Source organism: Rhodococcus sp. IEGM 1366 (assembly GCF_033142425.1).
In the GTDB taxonomy this organism is placed as follows: domain Bacteria; phylum Actinomycetota; class Actinomycetes; order Mycobacteriales; family Mycobacteriaceae; genus Rhodococcus_F; species Rhodococcus_F globerula.
Genome location: NZ_JAWLRZ010000015.1, coordinates 60,542 through 85,317, shown reverse-complemented (window position 1 = coordinate 85,317; position 24,776 = coordinate 60,542). Strand labels below are relative to the sequence as shown.

Here is a 24,776-nt window from a genome sequence, read left to right as displayed (position 1 = left end):
AACATTTCTGAGAATTCACTACCAACACCGAAACAGGACACCATGAACCTCGACATTCAGGACCTGAGCGGAACGTTCTCCACCTTCGACATCATAGTGTCGTTGTCGTTGGCGTTCGTTCTCTCCGCCATCATCGGCTGGGTCTATCGCTACACGCACAAGAACGTCTCGTACAGCCAATCGTATGTGCAGACACTGGTCATGGTGGGCATGATCGTCTCGCTGATCATGCTTGTCGTCGGCTCCAACGTCGCCCGGGCATTCGCTTTGGTGGGTGCGCTGTCGGTGATCCGATTCCGCAACGCGATCAAAGAAACCCGTGACGTCGGGTTCATCTTCCTGGCAATGGCCATCGGCATGACAACGGGAACCCGTTTCTACGTTCTGGCAATCGCTGCCACCGTGGCGGTATGCCTTGTCATGCTGATCATGTACAAGTTCAACTGGTTCAAACTCGACGTCCAACGTCAGGTGGTCAAGGTCCAGGTTCCGCCGGGACAAGAGTATGTCGCGCACGTCGAGGACGTCCTCATCAAATTCTGCTCGGAGTTCGAACTGGTCTCCACCGACTCCGCTCGATCTGGTGCGTTGAACGAACTCTATTACACCGCGCAGATGAAGAAGGGCAATAAATCTGCCGAGCTCATATCTGCACTGAGCGCCGTCAATGCAGGTCAGCGCGTGACCGTCCTGACCGGATACGACCAGACGGACATCTGATGACTGTGACGAACACCGGTTCTCCGCCTCCGCGGAGCAAGTTCAAACATCGGATACCGAAGTCGCTGCGTCAGCATTGGAAGCTGCTGGTGGTGTTCGTCGCCTTCGTATCCGTCATGACTTCCGTATTCGGTGCCACACGAATTCGTCCCTATATAACTGGTGACACCTCTGTCATCGCCTCGGAGATCACCGACAACATCGCTGGCACGGTGGACTTGTTCGACACCTCGGTTTCCCATCAATTGTCAATCGACATAACCGATGTCGAGTACAGCGACATGATTTCCTCGTTTCAGAAAAGTGGCGACAAGAAATGGATCACCGCGGACATCATCATCGACGGAACTTTCGTCAATGACGCGTCGGTGCGGCTGAAGGGTAACTCCACTCTCATGGGTGTGAGGGGGGACGGAGCCATGCCTGGAGGAGAAGGGTTCACGCCACCTGAAGGCATGGAGATGCCTGAAGGTATGGAACTGCCCGCAGGTTTCAACCCCCAAGACGCCATGGCGGGAATGGGTTCTACTGCCTCGGCCGACGATCCGACGTCACTGCCGCTGCTCATCAGTTTCGACGAGAACGCAGACGGGCGGGCTTATCAGGGGATGACGGAACTCTCGGTCCGACCTGGATCGCCTGTCGTCAACGAAGCAATGGCGTTGTCGTTGACTGCCGACACCGGACAACCGACGCAGCGTTACGCCTACACGGTCTACTCCATCAACGACAGTGCGACATCGACTCGTCTGTTGCTCGAACATCCGGATGACACGTATGCGAACTCGCTCTTCGACTCGGACGGGTATCTCTACAAGGCGGATGCGAATTCACGATTCACGTATGCCGGCGATGATCAGACTGCCTATGCCGACCAGTTCAAACAGATCAATGCCGTCGACAGCGGAAACCTACAACCGGTGATCAGTTTTCTGAAGTGGATGGATTCCGCCAGCGCGGAGGAGTTCGATGCGCACCTCTCTGATTGGGTCGATGTCGAATCCTTCGCTCGGTACCTTGCGACTCAAAACCTGATCGTCAACGGCGACGACATGAGTGGTCCTGGACAGAATTACTACCTGTGGTACGACCTGGAGACCCGGAAAATCTCCGTGGTGTCCTGGGATCTCAATCTGGCCATGCAAGGTGATGCCGCCACCGGCCCACATGACAGCGTTTCGATTGCGATGGGCCCAGGAGGCGGCGAAGGTCCGGCGGGTATGCAGGGCGGTGCAGGTCTCGCGGGTATGCCGGGCAGTGCAGGTCCCGCGGGTATGCCGGGCGGCGCGGCTCCGACAGGAGCAGAACCGGGCGCAATGACTCCACCGACGGGGGGCGAGCTTGCAGAAGGTGCACCCCGGCAAGGTGCGGACGCGGCAGCACCTGCTCAGCAGGGATTTCCTGGCGCCCCACCCGGTGGGAAACCGTTTACGAATGCCTTGAAAACTCGCTTTCTCGACTCGTCCGCTTACACCGAGATATACGAGAGGGCGTACTGGGACCTGTTCGAGCAGATGTACGGAAACGGCCGAGCTACCGAAATCCTCGATGAGCTCGCTGCATCGATTCCCACCAGCGACAACATGACCGAAGAATCGCTGCACTCGAGCATCGATCAGATGCGCACCTGGATCGACCAGCGCACATCGGCGCTGAACGATCAACGAACCCCCTAAAACTGACCAGGGCAGTGGCGCAGTGTCCTCATCCGCACCGCCACTGCCCTGGTCTTCCCCTGCAGCGACGGCGAAAGACACACTCATGTTCTCCGGCTTCAAACCCAAGTCCGAACTGTTCTACGCTTTGTTCACCTCCGCGTCACAATATCTGGAATTCGGAGCCAAGACGCTGACCGAACTGACCAGCCCTCTGGCCGATACCGCCAGCATTGCCGAACGTATGGTCGAGTTCGAGCACGAATGTGATCGAATCACTCACGAGCTGTTCCGAACCGTGAACTCGACTTTCGTCACTCCTTTCGACCGCTCGGATATCTACATGCTGGGGTCAACCCTCGATGACGTGATGGACCACATGGAAGCGGCCTCACATCTGGTCTCGCTGTACGGAGTGCGCGAACTACCGCACCAGCTCTGTGAGGTGATCGACACTCTTGACGCGTGCGCACGGATAACAGCGGAAGCGATGCCCAACCTGTCATCGATGCAGGGACTCGAAAAGTACTGGATCAAGATCAACGAACTCGAGAACAAAGCTGATCACCTGTACAGAACGTGTCTCGCCTCGCTCTTCGACGGGCATCTCGATGCGCTGACGGTGATGAAGCTCAAGGACATTGCCGACGAACTCGAGGATGCGGCCGACGCCTTCGAAAAGGTCGCGCATGTGATCGAAACCATCGTGCTCAAGGAGTCGTGATCAGCTGTGCTGATGCTGCTCACGGTCATAGCACTGGCCATGGCATTTACTTTCACCAACGGTTTCCACGATTCAGCTAACGCTATTGCTACATCCGTTTCCACCCGTGCGTTGACACTGCGCACAGCCTTGGCGATGGCAGCGATCGGCAATCTTCTCGGATCCTTCTTCGGCGCCAAAGTCGCAGCCACAGTGGGAGAGGGAATAATCGAGCTCGATGTCAGCTCTCATGCCCTGCTGATACTCGGATGCGCCTTGGTGGGTGCAATCTGTTGGAATCTCATCACCTGGTGGTACGGATTGCCGTCCTCGTCGTCACACGCTCTCGTCGGGGGAATGGTCGGGGCGGCATTGGCCGGCGGGATGACCGTGCTGTGGGGTGGCGTCATCGAGAAGGTGCTACTCCCGATGGTTGTCTCGCCGATTGTCGGTTTCATTCTCGGATATACGGCCATGTCCGCCATCATGTGGCTGTTTCGACATGCGTCACCAGCATCGACCAGCCGTGGGTTTCGAAAAGCCCAAACGTGTTCCGCTGCAGCAATGGCCTTCGGGCACGGGATGCAGGATGCAGCCAAAACCATGGGCATCGTCGTCCTCGCTCTCGTCGTCTCGGGCAGGCAAGACGACTACTCGATTCCATGGTGGTGTTTTCTGTTGACGGCAGCTGTTCTGGCTCTCGGCACTGCGACCGGCGGGATGCGCATCATGCGGACCCTCGGACGCAAGATCATCGAGTTGGATCCTCCCCAAGGTTTCGCAGCGGAGCTGACTGCGTCCTCGGTGCTCTACGTCGCTTCAGCGGGGATGGGGGCGCCGGTATCGACGACACATGTGATCTCGTCGGCGATCATGGGCGTCGGTTCCACCAAACGGCTCAGCGCGGTCAGATGGGGTGTGGCAGGGAACATGCTCATCGCCTGGGTCACCACATTTCCTGCTGCAGCAGTGATTTCGGCCGTCGCGCTCTACGGTGTCACTGCCATTTTGTGACGACGGCGTACGTAGGCGGCAGTGGGAACGAGAAAACTGCACAGGGAACGCGTTTCGATAATGCACCTTCACAGCGAAAGCGCTTGCACGCGATGATCGCGACGCTGTTCGGTTTCGCCGTCATCGACACTCTCGATGTGCTGCTGGTCAGCGTGACCGCCGCGATAGCCTACGACGCCCGCTCGTGCGGCAAGTCCCCATGGCGAGGTGGAATTGCATTTTTGCTGGGTTTGTTCACCGCCACAACACTATTCGGTATCGTTGCGGTTCTGGGATTGCAGGTCTCGGCTACCGCGTTCAATCTGACGATCACTCCCGAAATCCGGTACTGGTCCGAACTGCTCGCCGGATCGTCGGAATGTGCATACTCGCCAGGTTCTCCCCGTCCTCGGTAACTCTGAGCCGCATTCCCCGACGAAGCACCTGGTATTGACGCTGAGGGGTTTCGTTCAAGCGCCGACCGCGATCCCGTATCTCGCATGGCTCACACTCATCTCCACGGACGAACCCGTGGACAAATCCTGGCCGATCCTCACAGTCGTCGACTGCGCCGCTGCACTGTCCCCGCCCATGCTCTCACTCGTCCTGGCCACCCTGGACAGTTCCGGGGCACGCCGAGTTCATCAGACGATCATGCGAGTAGTCGGAAAATGGGGAACTCGTTGTGCCTGCTCGAGACTGGGGCTCTGTGGAATAGTCCTGATTGTTGATGCGCTCATCCATCATCGCTTCCTTGCATGACCGAGCGGACAGATACGTGAAGTCCCAATTACCCGAAGTGGCCGGTGAAATGCAGGATTTCCACCCGATCAGATTCGAGAACGAGCTGACCGGGGCGACGAACCGGACACCCGTTGATCGACACGGAATCCTCCATCACCAGCGCTGCAGCCTGCTGCACACTCAGCGCCGGGTGCCGGGCGATCAGTGCATCAAGAACCGATCTCGTAGTAGCCATGAACAAAAGTATCGGCCGTCGGAGTGGATCGAAAACCTCGTCGAATCAAGTATCCATGAAACGTTGGATGAACAACGCCACAACCAACCGCTGCCGGTTTCACACGGCTCACGCCGTACAAAGTGCGTGGCAGACAACATGCACATCGCCTGGATTGCCGCATTGCCAACTGCTTCCAAGTATGCTGACAAACCGATCCCAGGATCGAAGATGACGCTGAGGTTACCGGCCGGACCAGAGCACACGGCACTGCCCGTCCGGTGTCGGCGGGACCGGGCCTCGAACCACAGACTTGCCCTGCCGGATCGCACCTAGACCCGGCCGGCGGCCTTCCCTCAGGCCCGGTTGTCCCTGCATGTGGACGGCCGACATACCCATTGCAGGTCGCCGACTGCGCACGCCCACTCGAGCGAGGCTCCGATTCTAATACGTTGTGCTGCAATAGATAACGTCGTCGCTACATCCGATCACCTCCCGAAATGCGGGTGGGGATCGCTGAGAAAGGACATCGAAAACATGCCGATCCGATGTCACCCCCGATACATGAGTACAGCGGCTAGCGTTGTCGCAGATACAGGCATCCGTACGCCGGCGCCCCGCGTGTTCGCCGACGGATGCGTCGTCGCATCAGCACTGGTGAGCATCGGCGCCTTCTCGCCTGCGTTGGCATCAGCAGGGCCGAGCACGATCGGACCGGGCGGCTTCTCTTCTTGGTGCACCCCTACCGACATGCAGCTCGCGGAGATGTCCGGCCTGCAATGGCTGGGCGAGACGGGATACGCGATCGCCGATAGGGGCAGCGATGACCACGTCGCCGTCCTCGACGCCGAGTGCCGGGTCGACGAGTGGATCGAGGTGAGCATCGACACCGTCGATATCGAGGACCTCGCCCGCGGAACGATCCGGCCCCTCACCGGAGCTGCTGTATCGGCAGACGGAACGATGACCGCTCTGCGCACCAAGAAGGACGTGTTCATCGACCACGTTCACCCCGACGACGTCGTCGCCGCGTTCGCTGCTGCACCGATCCTGACGATCGGGGCACCCGGAGCAACCGCAATGGGAAGCTGTCGCCTTCACCAACGACGGAGCGTTGCTGGGGGCTTCGGAAGCGGACGACGGGCCACTGCCGCCGGTGCAACCGCACCACAGAAAGCGACGAGGCCGCGGCGCTGACTCCGCCAACAATTCCTGCAGCCGAGCCGATCATCGTGGCGGCGTTCCCATCCCCACAGTGAATCCGAGCGCGTTCCTGCTCGACGGATTCAGAAAATTGACGGGCACGCACCAACGACATGGGGAGCCACTGTCCCTCGATGGAAACCACCTTCAGTGACGACCGCCAGCAAGTGCCAGTTCATGTGGAGTCCAAGCGGGCCAAGCGATCTCACCGATCGCGTCCCCGTCGACGAGCCGTGCAACGATCCGCGTGACGTCCGCGGCGGTGTTGTCGTAAACGGTTGCGTGGTCGGCTCGATCGATCGCGTCGACGACCAGCGACCAGCGACCACAATCGTTTGAATCGCTCGCGTATCTTTTCCTCCGGCACCGAATGCCCGCCCTCGACAACCCGTTCGGTGACACGAGCGAACGACAATTCAACCGGGACCAGGACCACGTGAAGCACAACGACGTACCCGGCCTGGCGCGCGCGATCGATCAGTTCCAGTTTCGACGGATGCGAGAAACACCGTGTCGGCGATGAACGACTCTCCTTGCTCGATAAGAGCGTCCCGGACGGTCGCTGCGATCTGTGCGGCCTCGTAGGAGTGTTCTACGGCGGCGTCGGGCCACCGATCCTTGGCGATCACATCGGCGTTGACGAAGACGTTGTTCGGCAATAGAGGGGCTAGGCGTTGCTCGACGAACGTCGATTTGCCGGCGCTGTTCGGGCCGACGACGAGATCGAGACGTCTCACAGGACGATCTGGGTGCCGTCAGGTAAGTGCTTGACGACGCGGCCCTGTTCGTCGAGCACAATCGTCGCGTCGCCCTGCGCAGCGCGGTCGGCAACGTGGTTGCCGGTCGCGAGGGATTCTTCGAGTGCGGCCGCGATCTCGGCGTTGAACACAGTGCCTTCCTCTGCTGAGAGCGCGCGCAGTGGTAGCCGGCCGGCGAGGGCTGCCTCGACACGGCGGCGGGCGACCCGCCGCTGGTTAGACACCTCGCGCCCCACCCGGGCCCAGTGCTCGAGCTGCTGGCGTGCCGAGCGGTGTTCACGCTCCCCTTCGGCTGCCGCAACGTCCACGAGTTCCGAGGAGAACCTGGTGACCTTGTCGACGCCTTCCGCCATGGATCCTCCTTCGAGTAGCACCATCCACAATATTGGAGCAATCTGCTACAGCCACCGTCGGTTGGTCACCGAATAGACCTGCCCGGCGCTACCGCTACCGGGCCGCGCCGATGCCGCGAAAGGTACCGCAACTCGCTACCGGACTCCGAAAAATAAATCGCCGCACCGAACTGCCCGCAGGCAAACCCAGCTTCTCGATCTCTCAAGTCGCAGGTTCGGAAAGCCTGTTCGTGCCACACAAATCGTCACGCCCGGACGCCCACCTGGATCAGCCGCACCCACTGGCAACACCAAGTCCGCGCACTCCTCAACTCCCCAACGGCAACGAACTCTGCAAAACTCACACCGCCAGCACCGAAGCAGCATTCGCTGTCGCCGTTACCCACGCCCACTACGCCGAAAGCAGAACCGGCCGCGGAATTACCGTCTCCCGCCACACCATCGCCACCCGCGCCGGAGTCAGCATCATGGCCGTTAAACGCGCCAGACGAGTCCTCACAGTCCTCGGGGTCGCCACAAAACTCGTCCGCGCTACGAACTCGTCTAGCAGAACAAGCAACACGTCGGCGCTCGTGGGGTTTCATCTCGATAGGAGTCCGAAACGGGAGAACAGTGGAAAACAGGTTCCCGGATCCACTGACCGGGTTGTAGGTGTGGACGTGGTGAACTGTGCCAAGTTTCCTCCCCGCCCTAGCCCCTGCATTGGCAACGTCCCCGGCTGTTTCGAGCATCGACAGCTCGAGCTCCTCGGTAGCGACGCAATCAAATTGTGTTGCAACCAAGGATATTGAGCCAACAGATCGTCCGAGTTGCACCGCCCTTTTCAAAAGCTCTGGCCGCCATATCGATGGCGAACGCCCGATTGACAGTGGCACCGATCATGTCCGCGGTGTCCGCAACTTCACACCGGGGCCAGCCGCTTTCGGTAGTCCGTTTCGAGATTTTCTCCCCGGTGCTCGCACCGAGGGCCGGCAAGACCACACGACCAGTCACGATCTGATCGGTGCACATTCCATATGACGGACAACCTCGACGACCACGGCTTCAACTTACGGCTGCAGGCGTGGCGCGGCACGTCCGCGACGGAAACGTGCATCTGCATCGAGTCGAGAGTCTTATCCACTGTGGATAAACGGGTCGGACATGACCTGCACTGTGCTCTTCAGCAGGCGGCCATGCTGAGCCTTGTACGACTCAGTTTCCCGAGGTCAGCAAGGCTGGGACGCATTCTCGTGTGCAATGAGGACGCCGGATTCGAAGAGTGCCCGGATCCTATCGTCGTCGAGTATGTCCCGGACGACATCGACGGTATGTTCGCCGACGCGAGGCGCCGAATGGTGGCGCTCGGGACGAACAGAGTCAAAACGCCACGGCGGTCGGACCAACGGCACTGTCCCATCCTCGCTATAGGCGATTACCTGGAGTTCATCGACTTGGGGATGCGTTGCGTATCCAGACATTCCGAGCACCGGAGCAAAAGGTACATCGTATGAGATTAATCGCTTCTCCCAGTAGTCGGAACCCTGCGAGACGAACACTTTTTCCAGCTCGATCTTGAGTTCCGCATAGTTCTGCTCACGAGCCCTGTATTCGCGATAGCGTGTATCGACAAGCAGACCCGGCCGGTCGATTGCTTGGCACAGGCGTGTCCAGAATGTGTCGGAATTCGACAGATGAACAGCGATGTCGTCACCGGTCGATGTCCGCAAACAGAAGTTCTGGGCTTGGGGGTGTCGGCTCGCGAGCGTCGGATCTTCCCCGGTGGAAAAGCCTTGCGTGAGAGCGTCAATGGTGAGCGTACTCACAGCTTCGAGGATTGATGTCTCCACGTAGCTGCTGCCACCGTTACGGCTGCGGCCCACGACCGCGGCGAGAACGCCCATCGCGGTCGACATGCCGGTAACGAGGTCAGCGAGGATAGTTCCCGACAGGCCGGTGTTGTCGGCGGGACTCAGCAGAGAGTACAGGCCACCGAAGGCCTGGCCGATGGTGTCGTATGCGGGTCGATCACGGAGTGGGCCGGTGTTACCGAAACCAGTGACGGACACGTAGATCAGTGAATTGTTGATGGCGCGACACTCGTCGTTCCCCAGACCGAGGGCGCTCATCTTCCCGGGACGTAGATTCTCGACCAGTACGTCGTAGTGAGGGAGCAGACTTTTCACCACGTCCACCCCGGCACTCGATTTCAGATCGACTGCCATACTCCTTTTTCCGGCGTTGTACTGAACGAAGTACGGACTCGCGTTGCCCATTCCACGACGGAAATCATCGCCTGTCGACTTCTCTACCTTCACGACATCGGCACCGAGAGAGCCGAGGATCGACGTCGCGTAAGGCCCCGCGATGTACCCGCCAAACTCGAGGACCCGTATCCCGTCGAGCGGCTGATTTGTGAGTGTCACTGACCGCTCCTTTCGTGGTGTTCCATCATCATGACGTCTGTCATCCCATCTGTCCTGGAAGCCACAGCACTATCTCGGGCCAGAGCAGGAACATCGTTGCAACACACAACATCCCGGCTGCGTATGGCACCGCCCCCCGAAATACCTCGGTGACATCGCGACCAGCTGTACGGGCGACAACGAAAACATTGAGCCCGAGCGGTGGCGTGATGAGTCCGATTTCCCCCATGAGAACGATGAAGATGCCGAACCAGATGGCGTTGTAACCGAGTGCCTCGATGACCGGAAGCATGACAGGAACGGTGAGGGCAATAATGGCGGTTTGGTCCATGAAGAATCCGAGGACGAGATAGCCGATCATGATAACGAACATCACCAACAAAGCCGGCACAGCCAGACCTTCGATCCAGGTGACAATACGACCCGTTACTCGGCTCTCTGTGATGAAATGCCCGAAGATGGTTGCTCCGATGATGATCGTGAAGATCATCGCACTCGACTTGACTGTGTCGATGAGCGCTTGGACGAAGCCGGCGACACTGAACTTCTTCCTCACGACAACGAGTACCAGTGCGGCAAGGCAACCGATGGCGGCGGCTTCCGTGGCAGTGGCGACGCCGAAATAGATGGATCCGATGACAGCCCCGAAGAGCACCAGCACCGGCAGCGCGGGAACGCCCATGCGTACTTTGTCCCTCCACGCAACCTTCTTGCCCGCCGGCACACTGTTCGAATCGTTTAACATCGAGCTGAACATCACTGCGACCAGCGCCACTGCGATGACGAGACCGGGAATTATGCCTGCAATAAGCAGATCTCCCACACTTTGCTCAGCGGTAATTGCATAGAAGATCAGTACAATACTCGGGGGTATCATTCCGGCCAACGTTCCTACCGAACTGACAAGACCGGCAGCTGAACTCGGTCGATAGCCCTCGGAGACCATCCGCGAAACCGTCGTCTTTGCGAGTGTCGCCGCCGACGCCGTGGAAGATCCCGAGACCGCAGCGAACGCGACGCCGGCAGCAACCGAAGAGACGCCTGTCGATCCTCGTCCGCGCCCCATGACTGCACGCGCCGCGTCGAAGAGGGAGTCGATCAGCCCAGACATCAAGATGAGCTGCGCCATCAACATAAACAGGGGAATTGCCGAGAGCGCGAGGCTTTGTACGGAGGAGGCCGGGACGACCTGCATGATCCCGTCCACCGTATGCGGATCCAATATCAGGAGCCCGACGAATCCGCTAGCGATGATCGCAAATGCCACAGGCACGCGGATCAGCAGTAAGACTATGAGCAGCAAAACGACGAGCAATGCGGTCAACTTGTGCCTCCAGAAAGGACGTGGGCCGTTGGCAGCGCCGTCTCCGAGGCTCGGCCGGAGATGGGTGTGGTGGTTGCGTCGCCGGGATCATAGTCAGTGGTGGTGATACACCACGACGATGTCGCCTCGCGATACAGATCGATCAACACAACAACGAGGCCCAGGGCGCAAGACACCGGAATCGATACTTTCCAGATCCACGAAGGTACGGAAAGGTCCGCCATCCCGGGCGGCATCACTTCACCGATTCGGTACGAGAAGTACATGGCCCGCCAACTCGAAATGGCAATGAATGCCAAGCAGATTGATATCACTATGTAAGAAAAGAGAAGGAGCGCCTTTCGAACGGGCACGGGGAATTTGTTGAATAGGCTCACGACCGCGACGTGGGCGCCACCGCGGTAGGCGGTGACGATTCCGAAGAACGCTGCAGAGACGAGCAACGCTTGCTCGATGATTCCCGGCACCCAACCTTGTGGATTTCCGAAGAAAGATCGGCACAACACCTCCCACAGGGTCAACAGTGCAATTCCGACGATCGATGCAGCCGAGATCACCCCGCACACGGCGGAAATTGCGTTCTGCACCTTGTCCAAACCGGGATGATCGTCGGTGACATAACCGAATATTGTCCGGCGAGCGGTGCCCTTGCGAAACGGCCGCTGGACCATCCCACTCGCTGACTGCTGTTCCGTCTCACTCATCGGCTGCCCTCTCCAGCTGCTGCTCGAAGTCCGTGAGAACCAAACGCGCTGGCTTGCCTATGGATTCGAGGTCACGAACCCATTCCTCGCGGATGGGTATGAGTGCGCTGTCCCACGCACTCTTGGTTGTCCCTTCGATGGGAAGTAATTGCACTCCGTTGGCTTCCATAGCTTCGAAAGCCGCGTCTGCAGCAGCGGGGAGTTCGCGACAGGCATTTTCGTTTGCGAGCGTCGACGCCTTTGTTACGACAGCACGCTGCTCCGAGCTCAACCGTGCCCAGGCTTGCGTGCTGATCGCATATGTGGAGTTGGACAGACCGAGATTTGCACCGACGGTCGAGAACGCGAGGGTTTCATCGAGTTTGTACGAAAGTACGCTCACCGGCGGGAACAGCGCACCCTCCACAGTTCCCCGCGACAGTGCCTCGTATAGATCAGGGCCGGGAAGGGATACACCCGAGGCACCTAGGTGGTCGACGATGCGGTCGGCCATCCCCCCGTTGGAGCGGACTAGTTGCCCCTGAATGTCCTCTGGTTCACGGACTTCTCGGTTCGCAGTCATGATCTCGTAATCGGTGACGAATGCGACCCAGAGTGGCCTTATACCGATCGGTTCGAGTTCATTCTCGTAGATAGAGCCGTTCTCCTGCATGAGCTTGATCAGTGCATCTGCGCCGTGGCAGGCGTTGTCGACCAGGCCCGGCAATTCGCTGACGCTAGAGAGGGGCAGCTGCGAGGACACGTTGGATGGAGTGATCACCGCGATCTGGACGACATCAGTGCGGAGCAAGGTGGGCATGTCTTTGCTCTTGCCCATCTGTCCGCTGCCGTAGTACTCGATCTCCAGTCCGACATCCGGACCATGCTCCTGGAGATATTCGAGGAAGGGCTGTGCCCCGGCCTTTCCGATGGGGTGTGTGGCTGAGTAGGCGTCGGCGAACTTGAGGACCACTGTGGGATTGGTATCGCGATCACCGGCTGCACAGCCGACCGAGGCGGCAGAGATGACGCCGGTCATGGTTAGTGCGGCAACCGACTTCGCGAATCGAGAAAGGAGCATATCGACCTTTCGAGGAAGCCAAGGGCTTGGAGTGAACATAATCTATCGTAGATTAACGTGACCCAGGATACAATTGAACCGTCGGTGCGATCTTCCCTTACAACCCGCACCGGGGTGCGGAGACACCAAAAACCCTGGCTTGCAACATCATTTGAGTTCTTCAACACGCCGACATGGGTCAAAGGACGGGACGCGGACGCGTCGCGAAAACACACCCCTAGTAAGTAAGTGAAAGTACATTCAAAAATGACTGCGGATGCCCGGGGCACGCAGATCCATCGGCGGGACCGGTATAGCGGTAGCATCCCTCCCGGCCATGACCGACTGTGCTGACCGGGTCGAACCCATCACGATGAACAACGCCCCGCTATGGCGTTGAGCGCTTATCGAGCCGCCTTGTAGACATCCACTGAGCGGCGACTCCGCAATGAGCCGGCGGTCTACGTGCCGTCAGTTCCCAGACGCGACATGCTCGGTACACAATCGACCAAACCCGCGCACCGGACAGATCAGATATCGTCTCAGGGGGCAATTGAACCGGATCTTGCGAATTACACCGGTAGCGCGCCCTTTCAGATCCGCTATTGCTCGCGCCCGTTATCGGCAGCGTCGAGCCAAGTCCTTCATTCTGTTGTCGGCCCGGACCAAAGCCGAGAAGCGGTTGTCGATATAGGCGAATCTGCGTCCCGAGCCACCAATCCTTGCGAGTAACACTGCAGTTCTATTGCTTGATAGCCAACAGTCATGGGACTACGTGAGAATGCGACTACAAATCGACAAGCCCAGCTGCATCCTCCGCGTGGGTTCCGCGGCCGACACCCAGCCCCAGAGCCGCATCAGATTTCGACACCTGTTCCAGACACCGTCGAACCCGAGTTCCTCGGCCAGACAGGCATCTTCAGCCAATGAGGGCCTTCTCGTATCCGTGCGCAGATCTTCACAGTGAATTCGCTCCGATCCGGATCGCCACGCTACCATTTGTGCCCTCATCCACAGCGGACATCGCCGAACGAACATCACCGAATGCGAAAACACGGGGCTCCTCGACTTGCAGTACACCCTCGTCCGCGAGAGCGAGCAACTCGCGCCACGCCGCCTGGAGCTTCTCGGGGTGCCGGTACCAGTAGTCGGTGGACTGAAGACCCATTACCGCAATGTTCTTCACAAGGAGATGGCCGGGCTTGATCGGGGCAGGAGTACCCGATGCGAAGCCGGCAACGACGAGTCGCCCTTCCCATGCCACTGCGCGCGCGAGCTGGGCGAGGAGCGGACCGCCAACCACATCGACGACCACGTCCGCGCCGCCTCCCGACGTGATGTGCTTGATCGTGTCCACCAGAGCATCCGGGTCGGCGTCCACCACGTGGTCCACGCACGGCCCCAACTCGGCGGACGCTTGTTCGGGATCCCGTGACACTGCCAATACGGTAGCTCCGGCATTCTTCGCCAACTGCACCACCGCACGTCCGACATTACCGCGAACCCCCGTGACGAGTACCGTTTCACCGGCGCGGATACGGGCCCGGAAGTGTAGTGCGGCATACGCAGTGAAGTAAGTGATCCCGAAAGTCGCAGCAGTCGAGTACGTCATCGACTCGGGAATGCGCGCGACCTGTGGAGCGGGCACGGCAAACGCCTCGGCAAACGCACCCTTGTCGATTACTGCCAGCACCCTGTCACCCCGCGCGACATGCGTGACATCGCAGCCGACGCTCACCACCCGGCCCGCAGCTTCCATCCCCGGAACAAATGGCAGATCCAGCCGGAGTTGGTATTGTCCGCGCATCATCAAGACGTCGGCGAAATGGATGGCAGCGAACCTCGGCGCCACTACGACTTCGCGAGGACCGCAATTGGGATACGGAACTTCGCGCACAACGAATTTCGGTGTCTCACCGAAGTAGCAAATCTGCAACGCGCGGGCGAACGTACGATCGGTGCTCGTCACCTTTGTCTCGTTTCTGTGTCGGGACGGTTGTGAATATGGTCGCCGGTCAACGCATCAGATGTGTATAAGTGTCCACCGCGCGGTCTCGATGCAGAAGTGCAGCCACCGTTGTGTACCCGAATACACCATGATGGTCGTATATTTCGGCTGTAGCCACAGACAGTGTCCCCATGCCCGTGCGTCCCGTCGCCGATATACCCATCCCCGACCCGTTGGGTTCCCGTGCCAGAACGAGCGTGACATCCGCATTGATGTGCCGTACGCCCTTCGCACCCCAGTGGGTGACCAGGTTTGTCAGGTCCGACACGACGGCGGTGGCCTGGAACGGCGTCGGCAGCTCACCAGTGACGATCGGGATGCTATGGCACCAAACCTGTTTACGAGTAGAGTTCCGGTGCCGACCGGCGTTGGCATCCCATCCGGTGTCCTCGCTGTAAAACAGACGTCCCTCACTGGTTTCCGGTCGTAGATGTTCCGGTGGGAAGCTCGGTGTCGTAACGGATGTCCACGGCGGGGTTGCGTCGATCTGCTCGGCTGCGGGGAGAAACAGCGTACGTGCCCGAGCCACAACGCCATCCCGCTGACGGAGTTCGGTGTCCACGAGCATCAGGCGACCACCCTCACGGATGATCGTTGAGTGCGTGCAGACAGTCTCCATCGTCGCTGCCTTCTGCAGATCGGCAGTAAATCTCGCCGGACGAAGGTCCGTCCGTTTCTGTCCCGCCGTTTCCGCCGACCGCGCGAGGGCACCGGTCACAGCGCTTCCTCGCATGTGCTGGGCGCCCCAGCCGCTCAGAGCAACTGGAAGAGGAGTCAACTCCTCCAATGCTGCTTGTCGGCGAAAATAGGACACAACCCCATCCTCCTGGTAGGTGCCATCCGGCGACGCCGCTGCCACTTCGCTACGACGCATCCGTGATCATCCGTTCTTTGAGCACGCGTTTGAGGAGCTTGCCGGAGGCGTTCTTCGGTAACTCATCGAGCCTGAGGTAGGTACGCGGCCGTTTGTAGGAGGCCAACTTCTCTCGGCACAGAGCGTCGAGTTCGTCCGCGGGGACGGGAATCCCTTGCCGTGTCACTACATACGCGGTAACAATTTCCCCCCACTTCGGATCATTTCGACCGATGACGGCGGCTTCAACGACATCGGGGTGCATGACGAGTACGTTTTCGATCTCGGTCGGGAAAATGTTCACTCCGCCTGAGATGATCATGTCCTTGGCCCGGTCTACCACGTAGAGGTAACCCTCGTCGTCGAACCGGCCGAGATCGCCGCTCGAGATCCATTCCCCGCGGAACTGCTCCTCCGTGGCCTCCGGGTTCTTGTAGTACCTGACGCCCAGGCCCGGTCCGCGCTTGTAGATCTCCCCCACCGCTCCGACCGGGACGTCGTCACCGTCGGGATCGAGGATCCGCAATTCGCACCCGAAGTACGGCAGCCCGGCCGAGCGATCCTTACGACGCTGATCCTGCGGCTTGAGGATGCTGAAGAAGCCGGCCTCCGTCGACCCGTACAGTTCGTAGAGTCCGGCGGCGGGCAAAAACTCCATCAACCGCTCCTTCGTCGCTGTCAGCAACGGCGATCCGGCCGACATCAAGCGGCGTACCGAACTGACGTCGATTGACGCCTTGTCGGGCACTTCGAGCAGCATTTCGAACATCGTTGGAACCATGGGAATGAACGAGACTCGTTCACGTTCGATCGTCTGCAGGAGTTCGCGTGCGTTGAACTCCCGGAGCATGACGACGGTTCCGCCCACCATCAGCTGCTGAAGACCCCAGGTGAAGCCGAGACCGTGGTAAAAGGGTCCGGCGATGACGGTGACGTCGTTCGCCCGGTTTCCTACCTCAACGGTGATGTCGTACCACGCCTGACGAGCGATCCGCTGCGGAATCTCACAGGCCTTGGGATCTCCGCTGGTACCCCCGGTATATGCCAGATGGTAGACGTCCCATTCATCCATGTTCATGTAGCCGAGGTCCGACGACGAGTCGGCGAGGACGGTTTCGTAGTCGATGTAACCCGTTGACTTGCAAACACTCTCATCCGATATGACGAGGACTCGGCCGGCACCGATGTGTGACAAGCTCTGGTGGGCCACGGCGAAGGTATCGGTGAGAGTTCCGTCCACGATGACCACTTCGGCGTCGCTGTGACGGACCGCGTAGTCGATCTCCCCCGGGGTGAATCGATAACTTATCGGTACAACTGCCGCACCCAATCCTGCTATCGCGTACACGATCTCCGGGTACTGCACGCGATTGGTGAGCAGTACCGCAACCTTGGTGCCCTTACCGACTCCCAACTCGGACAGTCCATTGGCCAACTGCGCAGTGCGCGTGCTGATCTCCGACCAGTTCAGGCGGGTATCACCCTCGATGACAGCCGTCTTGTCGCCGAGCAGGTGTGACTGGGCGTGCAGGTGTGGAATCTGCCCCAGGGTAAGGTGTTCGCCGTAGGTAGCCATCATCGTCCTTTCGTCTGCCACCAAGAGTGACACCGGACAGCTCACAGCGTGCGGAATCGGCGCTGACCGTCGGTCAGTACCAATCGCCCGAAATTCAAACCGGGGAAATGCGCTCCGGCGACCAGGTCGCCGCTGGCGGCGAGCTCGTCGGCCAGTCGGTTGCGCGTCTGCGATGCAAGCTCGGGGTCCTCGTCGAAGATGGCCCGCCAGTCAGATTCTTCGAGCTCGACGGTCGAATGCACGACATCACCCAGGAGGTAGCCTCGCTTGCCGGCTCCGGAAACGACGAAGACCGTCGAGCCAGGGGTATGACCGGGGCTGTGCAGAGCGTCCACCCCCGGCGCGAGCGTGAGGTCCTGATCGAAGAGCTCGAGCTGACCTGCTATCGGTGAAAGCTTCTTCACCGCACCGGCACTGGCATCCGGAGCATCGACGAAATGTTCCCAGTCTCGGCGGTGTGCGCGGTACGTCGCGCCGGGGAAGACCACCTTCCCCTTCTGCGTCGTCCATCCCACGTGATCGAAGTGCAGGTGCGTGAGCAGTACATCAGTAACATCTTCAGGCTCGACCCCATGGGCGCGCAAAGAATCCAGGAACTTGCCGCCGGTATACCTACCTCCGTGCGCGAGCAGCTTGTCGTCAACGGTACCGACGCCGGTATCGACGACCACGACACGATCACCGGTTCGGATGAGAAAGCCGCCGATGTCGAAATCGAGATTTCCGTGGTTGTCGAGAGCGTCGTCCTTGGTCGCCCAAGGGTCCTCCACCCCCGACCTGGTGAGGATGTGATTCGGGTCTTCTCGGCCAACCCCGTCCAGGACGGGCAAGACCTCTATATCTCCGAAGTACATGATGAATACCTTTCGTACAGAATCGATCCGGGCAACGTCACGAAAGTCGTCGCCAATCAGGAAGTCGGGGCCGGGGCGGCCGCATAGGTGTCACGCAGTACGCGCTTGAGGATCTTCCCGGAGGAGTTCACCGGCAGTTCGTCGACGAACACGTAATGGCGAGGGCACTTGTACTTGGCCATCTGCTCGGCAGCCAGGGCCATGATGGACAACTCGAGATCGTGCAGCGACTCGGCTTTTCTGGCCGGGACGACGACAGCGCACCCTACCTCCAGATATTTGTCGTCGGGAACCCCGATGAGCGCGACAGCAGCCACCCCTGGGTGTCGGGAAAGAACTGCTTCGATCTCCGCGGGGTAGATATTCTCACCACCACTTCGAATCATGTCCTTGTCGCGACCACTGACCACGAGAAACCCGTCCTCGGTGATCCTGCCGAGATCACCGGTACGGCACCAACCGTCGACGAAGGTGTCTTTCGTGGCTTCCGGCCGATTCCAGTAGAGACCGGAGATGGCCGGTGAGCTGACCCAAATCTCGCCGACCTCGCCTGGGGCCGCGTCGTTTCCGTCGAAATCGACCACTCGAATATCGGTGAGGGGAAGGGGCCTGCCCACCGTCTCTGCGTGACTTCTGCTGTATGCCTGCTCGAGGACCGCCGATTGTGCTCCTCCTTCTGTCAGTCCGAAACCCTTGTTGAGCACCACCTGCGGCAGGTGTTCATTCAATGCCTCGATCGCCCACGGCTGCAACGGATCACCGCCGGACATGATGAGCTTCAGAGTGTCGATCCGGCAAAGTTCGTCCGCCCCGAGGGAGAGCAGATCGTAGATGAGAAACGGGTAGAGCAGTGCGTCGGTGACCTGGGCGGTCTTGATCGTGCCCGCGATCCGCTCGGCGGACATTCCTCCGCTGGACATGATCACCGCCTCGCCGTACACCATCAGAGCCGGCAAGGTGAAGCACTCGAAGGCGCCGGCATGGTAAAGCGGGCCGGTCGTCATGGTGACGGTCTCGGAAGTGAATCCCCATTGCATGGCCTGAATGGTCGCGAACCACATCGCATTGTCGTGCGTCCACACCGAACCCTTCGGTCGACCCGTAGTTCCCGAGGTGTACATGATCATGACGGGATCGCTCCCGCACGGCCGCGGCAGATCGTCCACGCCACCGCCAGACGTGTCGACGCTGAACTCAGCAGCCCACTCGGGTACCGGAGTTTCGTCATCTGCCAGGCAGAACCACGTCCGAACTAAAAGTTCCTCGTGCACCGGAGCCAACTGATCCACACGACTCGAATGAAAGACCACGACCTTACTTCCCGAATCCTCGATGAGGAAAGCAAGTTCCGCGGGCGCAAGCCTGAAGTTCAGTCGAACCGCGATGGCCCCGATGCGCGCGATCGCGAAGTACAGTGCGACGTAGTCGAGCGAGTTCAACAGAACCATTCCGACCCTGTCGCCCTTGGCTACTCCGGCATCCATGAGTGCCCTGACATAGCGGTCGCGGTGATCCCGAAGCTCGGTGTAGGTCCACCCGTTTTCGCCGTCGATCGAGAGCGCTCGCGCATTCTTCTCGCCCCGGGGCAAGGCCCGAAACGGCGAATCCACGATGTGGTTCACGTCCATTGGAACTCCTACAAGTGCGAGGTGCCCGCGGCCATAACGACAACAGGAGGTGATTGGGTGATACCGGAAAGACTCTCACTGACGGTCCGGACGACGGCATCGACGGCGAAGACACCCTTCCCCTCTGCACACACCATGACAGGGTTCGCTTCCAGTTCGACGATGCCGGAATCGACAAGTCCGGCAGCATGGGACATAGCAACCACAGCATCGCGGAGCGCTGCGAGGTCGCCCTTGGGCAGGCCGCGGAATCCAGCGAGAGCTCGAAATGCGGTGACCTCGTCGATCATCTCCTGTGCGGTATCCGCATCGACCGGAGCGAGGCGGACACTGCGGTCCTTGTGAAGCTCCGCCAGTACCCCTCCCGCAGCAAGAAGCACGATAGGGCCGACATCGGGATCCACGCGGAATCCGATGAGAGCTTCCCCGAGTCCTCGGACCATCTGCTGGACGAGGACCTGTCCGGTCGGAACCGACGGGTCGGCGCGGACGACCGACCTCATGATGGAGCCGACGGCGGCCTTCAGCCCCTCGGCATCCCCAACTCCGAGAACGACGCCGCCAAGATCGGACTTGTGCGCCAGCCCCGCCGCGTGGATCTTCACAGCAGCCGGTGTCGTCACCGGGATCTCACGAAGAGGTCCCGCGGTATCGAGGACCGCGAACGGCGCGTAAGGGACGCCCAACTCGGCGAATACCCGATAGGACGACTGCTCGTCGAGGACGCTCGTCGCCGACGGTACCGCACGGGTGGGCAGAGTGCCCACGCGCGGCGGGCGATAGGCGAAGACCGAGACGATCGCATCGGCACAAGCTTCCGGGGAACGGAAGGCGCTGACACCTCCGACGCGCAGCATGCGGAGCGCATCCGGCGCCGAGGGCACGACGAACGCCGCGAGGGGTTTCCCTCCGCCGGATGCGTCGACGATCGGTTTGACGGCGTGCTCCGAATGGAACCGGGCGGACGAACCGGGGACCGCGACGACGACGTCGAATTCCGGTGCGGCGAGCAGAATGTCGAGTGCGGACTTCATCACCTCGTACCGCGTTCCCGCCAGGGTGAGGTCGACGAGGGTGCCGCCGCCCGCGTCGATGCCGACGGCGGCAAGTTCTGCCCGGGTCCGTTCAGTCGGTCGTGTCGGCTCGGCGCCGGCCATTGCCAGGCAATCGACCATCATCGCGCCGCCGCCGCCGGTGGTGGACACGACAGCTACCCGTGGGGCGGATCGCGCAATTTCTCGCCCGCGGGTGCTACACGCGAGGGGGTGGGCTTCAAGAAGCGCGTCGAAAGTACTTACGCGTGTGATGCCGAGATCACGAAGCGCAGCATCGGCAATGGCATCGTCGCCGGCGAGGGCACCGGTGTGAGAGACGGCGAGCTCCGCAGCGGCGTCCGAGCGCCCGAGCTTGAATGCCAGCACCGGTTTACCCCGCTCTGCAGCAGCCCGCGCGAACGCCGCGAGATCTCCTGCATGACTCAGGTTTTCGAGGAAGAGGATATAACTCGTCACCTCGGGGTCATCGACCGATGCCAAGCAGATCTCTCCCACCGAAAGATTCACCTCAGATCCTGTGGAGATCATGGTGTGGAATGCGATCCCTGCGTCCTTGCCCCGTGATGCCAACGCACCGATGGCACTTCCCGACTGCGATGCCACGAATATCCCACCACCGACCGGTAGCGGTTCGGCAAAGGCAGCGTTGGCGGTCAATACGAGCTTCTGGGCAGGGCTCACCACCCCGAGGCTGCTGGGGCCGAGGATCCGAGTTCCCGCGGTGGAGCTGATTTCCTCGAGTGCGGCCATGCGCGCGCGGCTCTCGGGCGAGCCGCCTACAAATCCGTCGGCCATGATACTGACCACCGGGACACCCATTCGTGCGCACTCACGAGCGACCGCGATTGCCGGATCGGCGCCGGTCAGGATGAAAACGTGGTCGGGTACTTCCGGTAGGTCGGCAATCGTGTCGTACGCTCGGTGACCGGCAATCGTGTCGCGATTCGGGTTGACGACGTACACGCGTCCCGCCCACCAGTTGTCAGCGAGATTGCGTAGCGGACGCGACGTGGTTTTCGCCGGGTCGTCCGAGGCGCCGACGATTGCCACGGTTCCCGGCCGGACCAATGCGTCGTAGAGGCGGCCGCGGGTGTCGGTACTCATGATGTGCTCGCCCGCTGGCTGAATCGTCGGTCGAAGACCGTCTCTGCGATGCGGTTTTTGAGCATCTCGGTGCTGCCGCCGGCGATTTTCCAGCCTCGTGTCCGCCGGAAGCAGTACTCGACCAGTGATTCTTCGCTGAATCCGATACCGCCCATAGCCTGAACAGCCAGGTCTGCCGCCCCGAAACCTGCCTCGTTGGCAGCGTACTTCGCGATCGCCGTGTCGTAGGCGGTCGGAAGTTCTCCGTCCGCAACGGATGCCGCGCGATAGAGCAGCAGCTGCGCGGACTCGAGCTGGACAGCGCGCTCGGCGAACATCCACTGCAGCCCTTGGAACTCGGCGAGCGGCCGGCCGAACTGTTCACGTTCCTTGGCATGACGAACTGCCGCGTCGAAGGCGTAGCGCCCGACCGCCAATGATCGGGAGGCGTTGCCGAGGCGCTCGACGTTGAAGCCGGTGATCTGGCGTTTGAAGCCGCCCTCGCCGAGCAAGACCTGAGAATCCGGGACGAAACAATCCTCGAAGTAGAGCTGGCACCAGTGCTCACCGTTCATGAACTGCGACGGCTCACCGACGGTCAGACCCGGTGTATCGCGGTCGATGAGGACGGAGCCGATGCCTCCTACTCCCGGACCGAATCGCACGTACACCAGGTACACCGAGGCGTCGGCGCTGTGAGTGCCGAATACCTTGGTGCCGTTGATGACAAATCCGTCGTCTTTACGAACAGCGGTGGTCTGCAGATCGGTCACGGCCGAACCTGCCTCGGGTTCGCTCATGCTCAGTCCGATGACCGACTTACCGGCCAGCAAGGAAGGTAGGTACTTGTCGCGTTGCACCGGCGTGGCGTATTCGGCAAAGGTCCGGATGGCGCCGAAGTTGCCGGCTTGAACCACGTCGGCGGAACGAGGGCAGTGCGCTGCGACAGCCTGGATGGCGACGACTGCGGCGAGCAACGACGCGCCCTGTCCCCCCTTGTCCTCGGGGATGGTCAGACCCAGCAGGCCTTGTTGGCCCATGAGTTCAGCTACGTCCCAGGGCATGTGGGGGTTGTGCGCGCGAGCCAGTGCGCCCGGTGCGAGCGTCTTGGATGCAAACGCCGACACCGAGGAACGGAAGTCCTCGATCTCGGCGGGAAGCGTGAAGTCCACGGCGTTATCTCCTGAGTGTGTCAGTGGCGTGAGGGCATGAGTCGCGGCGTTGGTTGCCGATGCAGCGCGACCATCCCGTCCGGAAGGTCGACCGAATCGTTGCCGTAGCGCTCCATGACGTCTGGATCATGTCCGGGCACAAGATGTTCCGGACTATCCGCGAGTTCGACGACGGTAGCGAAAGCGCCGAGCATCGCCGGTACGTCCACGATTGCCGGGAACGGATTCTTCAGTTCCAGGTTGGCGTAGTAGTGCAGCGCGTCGGAGGCCAGGACTACCCATCCGCGGTCGGTGTGTACTCGAACGATCTGCAACCCGGGGGTATGGCCGCCGACCTGATGTAATTCGATGCCGTCGGACAGAACGTGAGCGCCCTCGATCTGTCGGACCCGGCCGTCGAAGGTACGGCGCACGAGATCGCAGACGTCGTCCACCTCGAAGAAGTGGGACAGTTGCGGGTGCCTCATGTGGCCTCCGGTCGCGTAGGCAACCTCGGCGCGTTGGATCCAGATGCGTGCATCCGGGAAGTCTCCGAGGTTGCCGGCGTGGTCGTAGTGCAGGTGTGTGATGACGACGTCGGTGACCTGGTCCGGCTCGATTCCCAACTCGCGCAGTGCCTCTACCGGGTGCCGTTCGAGCACGCGACCGCGGCGCTTCCCAGCTTCGGGACTGAAACCGGTGTCCACCAAGACGGTTCGTGCTTCGCTCCGCAAGACCCACATGTCGAAGTCGAGTCGCATCGACCCCGATATGTGCGGATCGTTGAGAAAGTTGTCCCGCGCTACTCGGTCGACGTGTCCGAGACGAATCGCGATGACCTCGTATGTCGCGGTCATTTCCGGGTGCCCCCGTCAATAAGTTTGACCATCACGGGGTAGTACTCGTCGGCGTAGCCGGCGTCGCGAGTAGCCTCGAGCAACGTCATCGTCGCATCCGCGGAGTCGGTAGGCACGTCCTTGTCGCGGGCGAGCTGCAAGGCAAGGTTCAGGTCTTTGATCGCGTACAGCGTCGGAAAGGTCTTGACGGGGAACTCGTCGACGGCCAGCGTTGCCATGGCCGACTTGCGCAGGACGAAGCTGTCTGCGGATCCGAGGGTCAGCGTCTCGAACAGCAGCTTCGGGTCCACCCCGGCGGCTGTGCCGATTGCGCGGGCCTCGGCCAGAGCGTTCACGGTTTGGAACACCACCATGTTGTTGAGGATCTTGATGACCTGTCCGGCGCCCAACGCGCCGGCGTGAACGACGTCAGATCCCATGCAGGACAACAGAGGTTTTAGATCAAAGAACCGATCTGCGGTAGCGCCGACGGTGATGAGCAGGGTGCCGTCCTTGGCGGCCTGGCGGAGTCTGGCAACGGGTGCATCGACCAACTCGACGCCGTCCCTGGCAAGGGACTCGCCGAGCAGTCGAGTGCGCGTGACATCACTGGTGCTCATATCGACGATCACTGAGGGCCGGTTCGGCGCGGACATGATTTCGGCGACGACTGATTCGACCTGCACGATGCTCGGGAGCGAGAGGAAGACGACATCAGCACGCTCGGCGACGTCGATCACACTGGCGCCGGATTTCGCTCCGGATGCTGCTACCCGTTGCAATGCCTCCGTGTCGAGGTCGAAGACGATGACGTCGTGTTCTGATCGGCTGGCCAGGTTGGCGCACATCGGGCCCCCCATGACGCCGAGGCCGATGAATCCGAGAGTGCGATTGCTGCTCATGTTCGTTTTCCTTCC

General features: G+C 60.5%; 22 protein-coding genes and 1 pseudogene. 7 read left to right on the top strand and 16 right to left on the bottom strand.

The genetic code is table 11. The annotated features are described in order from the left end of the window. Positions 1–42 precede the first annotated feature (42 nt). From R4P64_RS30910 to R4P64_RS30885, 6 genes are all read left to right on the top strand, one after another. Entirely contained in the window at positions 43–720 is a 678-nt protein-coding gene (locus tag R4P64_RS30910; RefSeq protein ID WP_317824030.1) for a DUF4956 domain-containing protein, read from the top strand. After that, positions 720–2,396 carry a CotH kinase family protein gene (locus tag R4P64_RS30905; protein ID WP_317824029.1) on the top strand — a complete coding sequence of 559 codons (1,677 nt, stop codon included), beginning with the start codon at positions 720–722 and terminating at the stop codon, positions 2,394–2,396. The genes R4P64_RS30910 and R4P64_RS30905 overlap by 1 nt, the downstream gene beginning before the upstream one ends. An 85-nt stretch (positions 2,397–2,481) precedes the next feature. Next, the gene (locus R4P64_RS30900; protein WP_317824028.1) at positions 2,482–3,099 is read left to right on the top strand and encodes a DUF47 domain-containing protein; all 618 of its coding nucleotides are present in this window, start codon (positions 2,482–2,484) and stop codon (positions 3,097–3,099) included. A 12-nt stretch (positions 3,100–3,111) separates the two neighbouring features. Beyond that, positions 3,112–4,092, top strand: coding sequence for an anion permease (locus tag R4P64_RS30895; protein ID WP_411742739.1), 981 nt, complete (start codon positions 3,112–3,114; stop codon positions 4,090–4,092). Positions 4,093–4,175: 83 nt separating this feature from the next. Then, positions 4,176–4,487 (top strand): hypothetical protein, encoded by a 312-nt coding sequence (locus R4P64_RS30890; protein ID WP_317824026.1) that lies wholly within the window; start codon positions 4,176–4,178, stop codon positions 4,485–4,487. Beyond that, a complete protein-coding gene (locus R4P64_RS30885) occupies positions 4,453–4,833 on the top strand; it encodes a hypothetical protein (protein WP_317824025.1) in 381 nt (126 codons plus the stop codon). Before R4P64_RS30890 ends, R4P64_RS30885 begins: the two co-directional genes overlap by 35 nt. Before the next feature lie 28 nt (positions 4,834–4,861). Here the strand turns inward: R4P64_RS30885 and R4P64_RS30880 are convergent, their stop codons facing one another. Next, a complete protein-coding gene (locus R4P64_RS30880; protein WP_317824024.1) occupies positions 4,862–5,050 on the bottom strand; it encodes a S4 domain-containing protein in 189 nt (62 codons plus the stop codon). 543 nt (positions 5,051–5,593) lie between these two features. On the opposite strand from R4P64_RS30880, the gene R4P64_RS30875 reads away from it, so the two are divergent. Further along, a complete protein-coding gene (locus R4P64_RS30875; protein ID WP_317824023.1) occupies positions 5,594–6,226 on the top strand; it encodes a hypothetical protein in 633 nt (210 codons plus the stop codon). 153 nt (positions 6,227–6,379) lie between these two features. Here the strand turns inward: R4P64_RS30875 and R4P64_RS30870 are convergent. The 15 genes and pseudogenes from R4P64_RS30870 to R4P64_RS30800 all read right to left on the bottom strand — a co-directional run bounded on the left by R4P64_RS30870 (position 6,380) and on the right by R4P64_RS30800 (position 24,761). Further along, positions 6,380–6,969 (bottom strand): annotated as a pseudogene (locus R4P64_RS30870) (zeta toxin family protein). Beyond that, the gene (locus R4P64_RS30865; protein ID WP_317824022.1) at positions 6,966–7,343 is read right to left on the bottom strand and encodes a TA system antitoxin ParD family protein; all 378 of its coding nucleotides are present in this window, start codon (positions 7,341–7,343) and stop codon (positions 6,966–6,968) included. The pseudogene R4P64_RS30870 and the gene R4P64_RS30865 overlap by 4 nt, the downstream one beginning before the upstream one ends. Positions 7,344–8,551: 1,208 nt before the next feature. Next, positions 8,552–9,748: a CoA transferase gene (locus tag R4P64_RS30860; RefSeq protein WP_317824021.1), complete on the bottom strand. Its 1,197-nt coding sequence runs from the start codon at positions 9,746–9,748 to the stop codon at positions 8,552–8,554. Between the two features lie 40 nt (positions 9,749–9,788). After that, positions 9,789–11,072, bottom strand: coding sequence for a TRAP transporter large permease (locus tag R4P64_RS30855; RefSeq protein ID WP_317824019.1), 1,284 nt, complete (start codon positions 11,070–11,072; stop codon positions 9,789–9,791). After that, positions 11,069–11,776 carry a TRAP transporter small permease gene (locus tag R4P64_RS30850; RefSeq protein WP_317824018.1) on the bottom strand — a complete coding sequence of 236 codons (708 nt, stop codon included), beginning with the start codon at positions 11,774–11,776 and terminating at the stop codon, positions 11,069–11,071. The genes R4P64_RS30855 and R4P64_RS30850 overlap by 4 nt, the downstream gene beginning before the upstream one ends. Beyond that, positions 11,769–12,836, bottom strand: a complete 1,068-nt coding sequence (dctP, locus tag R4P64_RS30845; protein ID WP_317824017.1) for a TRAP transporter substrate-binding protein DctP — start codon at positions 12,834–12,836, stop codon at positions 11,769–11,771. The genes R4P64_RS30850 and dctP overlap by 8 nt, the downstream gene beginning before the upstream one ends. Before the next feature lie 937 nt (positions 12,837–13,773). Then, positions 13,774–14,784 carry an NADPH:quinone oxidoreductase family protein gene (locus R4P64_RS30840; protein WP_317824016.1) on the bottom strand — a complete coding sequence of 337 codons (1,011 nt, stop codon included), beginning with the start codon at positions 14,782–14,784 and terminating at the stop codon, positions 13,774–13,776. Positions 14,785–14,830: 46 nt separating this feature from the next. Further along, positions 14,831–15,697, bottom strand: coding sequence for an acyl-CoA thioesterase domain-containing protein (locus R4P64_RS30835; protein WP_317824015.1), 867 nt, complete (start codon positions 15,695–15,697; stop codon positions 14,831–14,833). Beyond that, positions 15,687–17,252: a class I adenylate-forming enzyme family protein gene (locus R4P64_RS30830; RefSeq protein WP_317824014.1), complete on the bottom strand. Its 1,566-nt coding sequence runs from the start codon at positions 17,250–17,252 to the stop codon at positions 15,687–15,689. Before R4P64_RS30830 ends, R4P64_RS30835 begins: the two co-directional genes overlap by 11 nt. Positions 17,253–17,293: 41 nt before the next feature. Next, entirely contained in the window at positions 17,294–18,106 is an 813-nt protein-coding gene (locus tag R4P64_RS30825) for an MBL fold metallo-hydrolase (protein ID WP_317824012.1), read from the bottom strand. Positions 18,107–18,162: 56 nt separating this feature from the next. Continuing rightward, positions 18,163–19,734 carry a class I adenylate-forming enzyme family protein gene (locus R4P64_RS30820; RefSeq protein WP_317824010.1) on the bottom strand — a complete coding sequence of 524 codons (1,572 nt, stop codon included), beginning with the start codon at positions 19,732–19,734 and terminating at the stop codon, positions 18,163–18,165. A gap of 8 nt (positions 19,735–19,742) precedes the next feature. After that, the gene (locus R4P64_RS30815; protein ID WP_317824009.1) at positions 19,743–21,893 is read right to left on the bottom strand and encodes an acetate--CoA ligase family protein; all 2,151 of its coding nucleotides are present in this window, start codon (positions 21,891–21,893) and stop codon (positions 19,743–19,745) included. Beyond that, on the bottom strand, positions 21,890–23,044 hold the full coding sequence (locus tag R4P64_RS30810; protein ID WP_317824008.1) for an acyl-CoA dehydrogenase family protein: 1,155 nt from the start codon (positions 23,042–23,044) through the stop codon (positions 21,890–21,892). The genes R4P64_RS30815 and R4P64_RS30810 overlap by 4 nt, the downstream gene beginning before the upstream one ends. Positions 23,045–23,064: 20 nt before the next feature. After that, positions 23,065–23,880, bottom strand: a complete 816-nt coding sequence (locus R4P64_RS30805; protein ID WP_317824007.1) for an N-acyl homoserine lactonase family protein — start codon at positions 23,878–23,880, stop codon at positions 23,065–23,067. Beyond that, a complete protein-coding gene (locus R4P64_RS30800) occupies positions 23,877–24,761 on the bottom strand; it encodes an NAD(P)-dependent oxidoreductase (RefSeq protein ID WP_317824006.1) in 885 nt (294 codons plus the stop codon). The genes R4P64_RS30805 and R4P64_RS30800 overlap by 4 nt, the downstream gene beginning before the upstream one ends. Between the last annotated feature and the right edge of the window lie 15 nt (positions 24,762–24,776).

Coding starts and splice junctions, on each gene's coding strand:
- R4P64_RS30905 (WP_317824029.1), top strand. CDS start 720: ATGACTGTGACGAACACCGGTTCTCCGCCTCCGCGGAGCAAGTTCAAA.
- R4P64_RS30805 (WP_317824007.1), bottom strand. CDS start 23,880: ATGACCGCGACATACGAGGTCATCGCGATTCGTCTCGGACACGTCGAC.
- R4P64_RS30800 (WP_317824006.1), bottom strand. CDS start 24,761: ATGAGCAGCAATCGCACTCTCGGATTCATCGGCCTCGGCGTCATGGGG.
- R4P64_RS30825 (WP_317824012.1), bottom strand. CDS start 18,106: ATGTACTTCGGAGATATAGAGGTCTTGCCCGTCCTGGACGGGGTTGGC.
- R4P64_RS30865 (WP_317824022.1), bottom strand. CDS start 7,343: ATGGCGGAAGGCGTCGACAAGGTCACCAGGTTCTCCTCGGAACTCGTG.
- R4P64_RS30835 (WP_317824015.1), bottom strand. CDS start 15,697: ATGCGTCGTAGCGAAGTGGCAGCGGCGTCGCCGGATGGCACCTACCAG.
- R4P64_RS30875 (WP_317824023.1), top strand. CDS start 5,594: ATGAGTACAGCGGCTAGCGTTGTCGCAGATACAGGCATCCGTACGCCG.
- R4P64_RS30895 (WP_411742739.1), top strand. CDS start 3,112: ATGCTGCTCACGGTCATAGCACTGGCCATGGCATTTACTTTCACCAAC.
- R4P64_RS30820 (WP_317824010.1), bottom strand. CDS start 19,734: ATGGACGTGAACCACATCGTGGATTCGCCGTTTCGGGCCTTGCCCCGG.
- R4P64_RS30910 (WP_317824030.1), top strand. CDS start 43: ATGAACCTCGACATTCAGGACCTGAGCGGAACGTTCTCCACCTTCGAC.
- R4P64_RS30830 (WP_317824014.1), bottom strand. CDS start 17,252: ATGGCTACCTACGGCGAACACCTTACCCTGGGGCAGATTCCACACCTG.
- R4P64_RS30815 (WP_317824009.1), bottom strand. CDS start 21,893: ATGAGTACCGACACCCGCGGCCGCCTCTACGACGCATTGGTCCGGCCG.
- R4P64_RS30900 (WP_317824028.1), top strand. CDS start 2,482: ATGTTCTCCGGCTTCAAACCCAAGTCCGAACTGTTCTACGCTTTGTTC.
- dctP (WP_317824017.1), bottom strand. CDS start 12,836: ATGCTCCTTTCTCGATTCGCGAAGTCGGTTGCCGCACTAACCATGACC.
- R4P64_RS30850 (WP_317824018.1), bottom strand. CDS start 11,776: ATGAGTGAGACGGAACAGCAGTCAGCGAGTGGGATGGTCCAGCGGCCG.
- R4P64_RS30880 (WP_317824024.1), bottom strand. CDS start 5,050: ATGGCTACTACGAGATCGGTTCTTGATGCACTGATCGCCCGGCACCCG.